1 protein-coding gene is annotated in these 755 nt (G+C 36.4%); it reads left to right on the forward strand.

Annotation, left to right across the window (positions count from 1 at the left end; genetic code table 11):
• Positions 1 to 755 (forward strand): DUF4153 domain-containing protein (locus tag H5072_RS20780; protein ID WP_182694679.1); only part of this gene is annotated, 755 nt, incomplete at both ends.

The raw sequence follows: 755 nt of genomic DNA on the forward strand, positions 1-755 counted from the left end.
CGTTTTTATAAGCGTTGCGTTACTTCCAGTTTATAGTGTTATTTCTGCCTATGGAATTTACTTACGGGTAGAGCAGCATGGGCTAACAGTAGAGCGTTGTTGGGGCATTTTAATTTGGTTTTTATTGGCGTGTTTTTCGTTTAGTTATCTTGTTGGAATTATAACAAAGCGAGACAATTGGCTAGAGCCGCTTAGCAAAATAAATATTGTGATGGGGTGGGTGGTGCTCGTTAGTATGCTTGCTGTTAACTCCCCTTTATTAAATTTTCAAAGCTTATCTACAAACAGCCAAATAGCGCGTTTAGATGCAGATAAAGTAACAATAGAAAAGTTTGACTATTACTATTTTGAGCACAGCTTAGGTCGCCAAGGTTATTTAGCTATGCAGTTATTAAAACAGAAAATTGAAACGAGTCACCCAGAGCAATACGCTATCATCGATAGGATGTATGTAAATAATGAGTTTGCTTTAACGCTTGAACACACAGTCGATGATTTTATTGAGCGCAGTGTATTTTGGCCATCACAAGCGCTAATACCTCAAGGTTTAATAGAGGCAGTATTTTCTGAACAACATTTTTACGATCGTAACTCTTTAAAAGAACATACTTACTATTTCATTGGCATGGATTTAAACAAAGATGATGAACTCGATTTTATAGTGATTGACGAAAGTAATGAAAATATATCCGCATATTTCTGGTTATTCGACATGGGTAAGTGGCGCTCAAGGTATATGAATGTCGAAAATCCTG

Origin of the sequence: Pseudoalteromonas sp. SR45-5 (assembly GCF_014163565.1) — a bacterium.
In the GTDB taxonomy this organism is placed as follows: domain Bacteria; phylum Pseudomonadota; class Gammaproteobacteria; order Enterobacterales; family Alteromonadaceae; genus Pseudoalteromonas; species Pseudoalteromonas distincta.